The organism is Pseudomonas sp. GW460-LB5, assembly GCF_059423245.1.
The window spans coordinates 45,451-51,727 of record NZ_JBWKXT010000048.1 but is presented as its reverse complement, the minus strand read 5'-3'; the positions used below and the strand labels follow the sequence as shown (position 1 = coordinate 51,727).

Genomic DNA, 6,277 nt, shown 5'->3' with positions numbered 1-6,277 from the left:
AGCGCTTGACGGGCATCCATGCCCGTCACCTCCCTTCGCAAGGCCTGCGTTCGGCCTCCTGAAGTCGCGAAGATCAAGATCAAGATCAAGATCAAGATCAAGATCAAGATCAAGATCAAGATCAAGATCAAGATCAAGATCAAGATCAGAAGTATCAGGCCGTCAGGTCACCACTTGATAGCAAGGTACATACGCCGCGCCGCCGGGCAACTTCATGCGATGCTGGTCAACGAAGGCTTGCAACAGCCGGCCCAGCGGGTCCAGCACGGCGCTGTCGCCGCGGATCTGGTACGGCCCATGCTCTTCGATCAGGCGGATGCCCTTGTCCTTCACGTTACCCGCTACCACGCCAGAAAACGCCCGGCGCAGGTTGGCAGCCAGCTCATGGGGTGGCAGCTCGCGGCGCAGGTCCAGTTCGGCCATTGCCTGGTGGGTCGGGTCGAACGGGCGCTGGAAACTCTCCTCGATCTTCAGCAGCCAGTTGAAGTGGAAGGCATCATTGCGCTCGCGGCGGAACTGTTTGACCACCTTGAGCCCTTCGACCATGTGCCGGGCAACTTCTGCCGGGTCATCAATGATGATTTCGTACAACCGGTGCGCCGCCTCGCCCAGCGTGGCGCCCACGAAGGCATGCAACTGTTGCAGGTAAGGCTCGGCGCTGCGCGGGCCGGTGAGCACCACCGGGAACGGCACGTCCTGGTTATCGGGGTGCATGAGGATGCCCAGCAGGTACAGGAACTCCTCGGCTGTGCCGGCGCCGCCGGGGAAGATGATGATGCCGTGACCGACACGCACGAAGGCTTCCAGGCGCTTCTCGATGTCCGGCAGAATCACCAGCTCGTTGACGATCGGGTTGGGCGCCTCGGCGGCGATGATGCCCGGCTCGGTCAGGCCAAGGTAGCGGCTGCCATGCATGCGTTGCTTGGCGTGGGCAATGGTGGCGCCCTTCATCGGGCCCTTCATCACGCCCGGGCCGCAACCGGTGCACACGTCCAGCTTGCGCAGGCCCAGTTCGTGGCCGACCTTCTTGGTGTACTGGTACTCCTCGCTGCTGATCGAGTGACCACCCCAGCACACCACCATCTTCGGCTCCACACCCGGGCGCAGGGTGCGCGCGTTGCGCAGCAAATGGAAAACGTAATCAGTGATGCCCTGGGAGCTTTCCAGGTCGATACGCTGGCTGGCCAGCTCGCTTTCGGTGTAAACGATGTCGCGCAGGGCGCTGAACAGCATTTCACGGGTGCTGGCGATCATTTCGCCATCGACGAAGGCATCGGCCGGGGCATTCAGCAGCTCCAGGCGCACACCACGGTCTTGTTGATGGATTTTGACCTCGAAGTCTTTGTAGGCCTCGAGGATCGTCTTGGCATTGTCGACATGGGCGCCAGTGTTGAGGATGGCCAGGGCGCACTGGCGGAAAAGGGTGTAAAGGCTACCAGTACCGACTTCACTCAGTTGCTGAACTTCACGTTGTGACAGCGTTTCCAGGCTGCCTTTGGGGCTGACGGATGCATTGATGACATTGCGTTGAGGCATCTAAGTCTTTCCTGTGCGGGTAAAACATCCTTCTTTGACAACACCATACCGAGAAATGTGGGCGGCAACGAGGGGGCTGGTGAAAAACCTTGAGACCGGGATGGCTTCTTCGCGGGCAACCCCGCGAAGAAGCCATCCCGGTCCCGATTCAGCCCAACAGCTTTTGCACGCCAAGGGTAATCGCCAATCCACCCCCTACCAGCCACAGGTTCAGAATCGCCCCGGTAGCCAGCGCCTTTGGCCCGGCCTGGCGAATCTGGCTGAAGCGGGTTTCCATACCCAGCGCAGTCATGGCCATGGTCAGGGCAAAAGTGTCGAGGCTATTGACCGCTTGCGTCACGCTACCCGGCAGTACCTGCAGAGAATTCATCAATACCAGGGCAAGGAAGCCAAAGGCGAACCAGGGCATCGTAATGCGCCCATTGCCTTGCGCCTGATCAGCCTTGCGCGAGCGGCTGATCCACAGGCCGACTACCAGCAGTACCGGCACCAGCAGCATCACCCGGGTCATCTTGACGATGGTGGCGATATGGGTGGCTTCAGGGCTGACATTACTGGCTGCGCCCACCACCTGGGCGACTTCGTGGATAGTGCCGCCCAGAAACAGCCCCGCTCCCAGGGTGTCCAGGTGCAGCCAGCCGGCGTTGATGGCCAGCGGGTACAGGAACATCGACAAGGTGCCGAACAGCACCACGCTGCCGACGGCCATGGCGCTCTTGTGCGGGGCACTGCGCAGTGCCGACTCGAAGGCCAGCACGGCGGCGGCACCGCAGATGGCGCTGCCAGCGGCGGTCAGCAGGGCGGTATCGCGGTCCAGCTTGAACAGTTTCATGCCGCACCACAGGCCGATCAACAGGGTGCTGGACACCACCAGCAGCGACACGATAAGGCCCGACCAGCCGACTTCGGCAATTTCCTGCAGGCTGACCCGCAGGCCAAAGAAGGCCACGGCGATGCGCAGCAGGCCGCGGGCCGAAAAGTTGATGCCGGCTGCCCAGCTGGCCGGTACACCATCGCGCAAGGCATTGCCGTAGAGGGCGCCGGCGACGATGCCGACAATCAGCGGGCTGATGCCCAGATTGGCGATGGCGGGCAGTGCGGCCAGCTGAGTGACCGCAAGCGCGAACAGCGCGACGAACAGGATGCCATTGAGCCGCCCTCGGGTAGAGAGGGTAGGCGTAAAAGCGGGGTTGGACGGAACCGTGGCCATGTGTGTCCTCCGGAAAGGTGTTTCGACAAGGCCTACGTTAATCGGGTTATAAGCTTATAAAAAATCGTAATTTAAAATGGCAAATATCCGTTTAGCTGATATTTTTAAATCATGACCCCAGAACAACTGATAACGTTTGCCACCGTTGCCGAGCACGGCAACATCAGCCATGCGGCCCAGGCGCTTCATTTGTCGCAACCGGCGGTGTCCGGCCAGCTCAAGCTGTTGCAGGAGGCTTTTGGCGAGCCGCTGTATCAGCGCGCCGGGCGGGGGGTGCGGTTGACGGCAGCCGGCGAACAGCTGTTGGCCCATGCCGAGCGCCTGCGCGAAACCTTCCGCCAGGCCCAGGCACTGCGCGACGCCATGCGTGGCCTGGAGCGCGGTACCTTGCGCATCGGTGCCAGTACCACGCCTGCCAGTTACCTGCTGCCGTACCTGATCGCCGATTTCCATGCCAGTCACCCGGACGTGCTGGTGACTACATCACACGGCAACACGGCGGAGATCGTCGCTGCGCTGGGCAGTGTCGACATCGCCCTGATCGAAGGGCCGCCTGGGCAGGAGCTGCCGTTGGGCACGCAAGTGACAGCCTGGCGTGAGGACGAGATCGTTGCCATCGTGCCCAGCGGTCATCCGCTGGCTGGCAGTGGTCCGCAGACCTTGGGGGCGCTGGGCACTTACCCGTTGGTATTGCGCGAGAGCGGCTCGGGTGTGCGGCAGGTCGTCGAGCGCGCGTTTGCCCGTGAGGGTGTGGCGATGCGCGTAGCGCTGGAGATTGCCGGGGTGGAAGGGGTGAAGGAGGCGGTGCGTGCGGGGATGGGGGTTGGCTTTGTGTCGGCAATGTCGATCCGGCATGAGGATGGGGCCCTGCACCGACTGCAAGTTGCCCCTGAGCCGTTGGTCAGGCGGTTTTCCATATTGATGCCACATGCGGCAACGCCCTCAAGGGCGGCAGCGCGGTTTCTCGAGTTGTGTGTCGGCTTGCAGGCGGTGGGGTAACGGCCCCGGCCTGTTTGCGGGTGAACCCGCTCCCACAGGTCGAGAGTGCTGGCAGATCATCCCTCACATTGATGGGTCCAGCTGAGGTAGGCTGCCTTGAGTGATTGCGGAAGGTTGGGCAGGTTGCGTCCTAAATCCGGCACGGTGCCTGGCTGCCGCGCCCACTCCGTTAGCCATGCGATCACCAAAGGCCTGGTTACGGGGCTGGGCGATATTTGGCGTTCAAGCTCGTCTGCGACCTGGCCGAGTATCGCCATGTCCACATCCAGTTGGGCAATTTTGTCCACCCTGTAGTCACCCCTCATCAAGTCGTTTGCTTTGAAAGATAGCGTTTGCTCGATAGCAGTCAGCAACTGGCCAACCGTCCAAGGTTTTGAGAGGAACGTAGCAGACCCGGGTAAGCGGGAGCCGGCATCACGTTGGCCGGCCGACATCACGATCACGGCGGTGCCCGGCCATCGGTCAATGACCAGGTGCGCGAGGTCCACTCCATCGAGCTGGCCTGGCATCTGGATATCGGTCAACACGAGATCCAGGCGGGCCGTGGTTTCCAGCACCGTTATCGCCTCATCGACGCAGCCGCAGCTGCGCACGTCGAGGTCGAGCGATTCCAGCGCTTCGCAGGCGAGCATTCGAATCAACGCGTCATCCTCTACTACCAATACACTGCGAGCCATAACAAAACCCCGATCATGTAGCCATTCGGCGGGCGGCTATGATCTGTGGTTTCATGCAACTGACGGGTGGCGCTTGGGTTGTTGGCAAACCGAGCGATCTATACTTTCCCATTGCCGCCGGGCTTAGATGGTTTTCGTCATTGCCATCGATGCTGGATCGTTGGTAAATGAAGCCACGAAAAGTTTTCGATCCCTGCCTGGCACGTCCGCAGGGGCCATGGTGTCGAACGGCGCGCCCGAAAGTAATCTTCCCAATTGCCAGCTGTGGATGAGAACCCATGCATCAACTGCCTCCCGATGAAATGATCAGGCTTGCACTGCAGAAGTCACAGGCCCGTTTACACAAGCAGCATCAGTTGGTGGTGGAGTATGGCGTGTCGTCGCTCAGGTCGACGAGTCTCGATACTTTGCTCACGCAGGCTTGTACCGTTGTGGCCAAAGGCATGCACACGCGTTTTGCCAAGGTGTTGATGCCATTGCCTGGCAGCGATGATTTTTTGCTGACCCACGGTGTCGGTTGGGATCCCTCTGATATCGGCCACGCCAAGGTCGGTGGCGATGTGGCCAGTCCGGCGGGTTATGCCCTCTCTACGTACCGCCCGGTGCTCTCCAACCATCTGGGCCAGGAGCAGCGCTTCCGCACGCCGGATCTGTTGAAAAAGTATGGCATCGAACGCGCCATCAACGTGCCCATCCGGGGGGCGCTACAGCCGTTTGGTGTGCTGGAGGCGGACAGCACCGAGGGTGACGATTTCATCGAAAGCGACCTGGTGTTCCTCGAAGGTATCTCCAACGTCATCTCCATGGCCGTGGAACGCCTGGCAAATGGGGCAGATGAGCAGCTACCGGATCGCTATTCGGAAAGCATGCTCAATGCCAGCCCCGATTGCGTAAAGATCCTCACCACGCATGGCGATATCGAATTCATGAATGATGCCGGAATGTACCTCATGCACATAAGCGAGCTGGCAGAGGTGCGCGGCAAACCCTGGACCCAGCTGTGGCCTGACGACTCCAAACCCGTCGTGCGTGATGCCATGGCGCGGTCCGTGGCCGGTGAATCGGCGAGGTTTGAGGCCTATTGCCCCACGGCCGGCGATGAGCCGAGATGGTGGGATGTAACCATTGCGCCCATTCTGAGTGCCGAGGGCAGGGTGGACAGGCTGATCGCAGTGTCGCGGGACATCACCGAGCGGCACCAGCACGAGGCTCAGTTGCTGTCCCTGATTGCTGTGCAAAACACCAAGCTGAGCGACAGCGATCTCTATCTTGAAGAGATTCACCATCGGGTAAAGAACAGCCTGCACCTGGTGAACACTTTGCTCCAGCTTCAGGCCAACCTGTCGGCGGATGAGGCGGTCAAGGTCCAGCTGCAGACGGCAGCGAGCCGCGTGCTGACGATTGCCAGTGTGCATGAGCGCCTCTATCAGACTGCAGAAACCCAGGGCGTCCTGGCATCGGAGTACCTTGGCGCCTTGTTGAGTGACCTGGGGTCGGCGCTGGCTGAACGTAAGATCGTGCTCAACGCCGATGCTTTCATTCTCCCCCCACAGCGGATGGCGCCGTTGGGCCTGGTCATTTCCGAGCTGATCACCAATGCCCTCAAGTATGGCAAGGGCACGATTGGGGTGAGCGTCCAGAACGCAGGCGACCATGCTGTGATTACAGTAAGGGACGAGGGGGAGGGCTTTCCGGAGTCTTATCCCGAACCAAGCGGAACAGGCTTGGGTATGCGGCTGGTGAAAAGCTATTCAGGGTATGGAGCTGATGCAATCACGCTGGATCGGCTAGCCGAAAACAGTACGATTTGCGTGAAGTTCAAGCTGTAGTGCCCACTGCAATTCGCCCTGTGCCG

At 60.6% G+C, this 6,277-nt stretch carries 5 protein-coding genes; 2 read left to right on the top strand and 3 right to left on the bottom strand.

All coding sequences use genetic code 11. The features are described from left to right. Nucleotides 1-162: 162 nt before the first annotated feature. Entirely contained in the window at nucleotides 163-1,536 is a 1,374-nt protein-coding gene (gene ppnN, locus AC07XM_RS23800) for a nucleotide 5'-monophosphate nucleosidase PpnN (RefSeq protein ID WP_016487537.1), read from the bottom strand. 148 nt (nucleotides 1,537-1,684) lie between these two features. Then, nucleotides 1,685-2,746: a YeiH family protein gene (locus AC07XM_RS23795; RefSeq protein ID WP_102689791.1), complete on the bottom strand. Its 1,062-nt coding sequence runs from the start codon at nucleotides 2,744-2,746 to the stop codon at nucleotides 1,685-1,687. 111 nt (nucleotides 2,747-2,857) lie between these two features. Here AC07XM_RS23795 and AC07XM_RS23790 point away from each other — a divergent pair, with 111 nt between their 5' ends. Further along, complete coding sequence (locus AC07XM_RS23790) at nucleotides 2,858-3,745, top strand: LysR family transcriptional regulator (protein WP_016487535.1); 888 nt, start codon at nucleotides 2,858-2,860, stop codon at nucleotides 3,743-3,745. A 56-nt stretch (nucleotides 3,746-3,801) separates the two neighbouring features. On the opposite strand, the gene AC07XM_RS23785 is transcribed toward AC07XM_RS23790, so the two are convergent. Next, the gene (locus AC07XM_RS23785) at nucleotides 3,802-4,422 is read right to left on the bottom strand and encodes a response regulator (protein WP_023047051.1); all 621 of its coding nucleotides are present in this window, start codon (nucleotides 4,420-4,422) and stop codon (nucleotides 3,802-3,804) included. Nucleotides 4,423-4,700: 278 nt separating this feature from the next. Here AC07XM_RS23785 and AC07XM_RS23780 point away from each other — a divergent pair, with 278 nt between their 5' ends. Beyond that, entirely contained in the window at nucleotides 4,701-6,251 is a 1,551-nt protein-coding gene (locus AC07XM_RS23780; RefSeq protein ID WP_023047052.1) for a PAS domain-containing protein, read from the top strand. Nucleotides 6,252-6,277: the final 26 nt, after the last annotated feature.